This window comes from Variovorax sp. CCNWLW225 (genome assembly GCF_037204045.1).
GTDB lineage: Bacteria > Pseudomonadota > Gammaproteobacteria > Burkholderiales > Burkholderiaceae_C > Variovorax.
In genome coordinates this window covers 1-546 of record NZ_JBBCBV010000055.1, presented here as the reverse complement: position 1 = coordinate 546, position 546 = coordinate 1, and the positions used below count along the sequence as shown (strand labels likewise).

The following is a 546-nucleotide window of genomic DNA, read 5'->3' as shown; positions in this document are numbered from 1 at the left end:
GACGCGCTGGCACCCGAGTACTCGAAGGAAACCCTCGAGTACCACTACGGCAAGCACCACAACGCCTACGTGGTGAACCTGAACAACCTGCAAAAGGGCACAGAGTTCGAATCGATGACGCTCGAGGAGATCGTCAAGAAGTCCAGCGGGGGCATCTACAACAACGCCGCCCAGATCTGGAACCACACCTTCTTCTGGAACTGCATGAAGCCCCAGGGCGGCGGCACCCCGAACGGCGCGCTGGCCAAGGCCATCGATGCCAAGTGGGGCAGCTACGACGCGTTCAAGGAAGCCTTCGTGAAGTCGGCCGTGGGCAACTTCGGCTCGGGCTGGACGTGGCTGGTGAAGAAGGCCGACGGTTCGGTGGACATCGTGAACATGGGCGCCGCCGGCACGCCTCTGACCACGGGCGACACCCCGGTGCTGACGGTGGACGTGTGGGAACACGCCTATTACATCGACTACCGCAACCTGCGCCCGAAGTTCGTCGAGACCTTCCTGGCCAAGCTGGTGAACTGGGACTTCGCGGCCAAGAACTTCGGCTGA

The 546-nt window shown here is 62.1% G+C and carries 1 protein-coding gene; it reads left to right on the top strand.

The genetic code is table 11. The annotated features are described in order from the left end of the window. The coding region (locus V9L20_RS27295; protein ID WP_337298909.1) for a superoxide dismutase at positions 1-546 on the top strand (546 nt) is incomplete at its 5' end.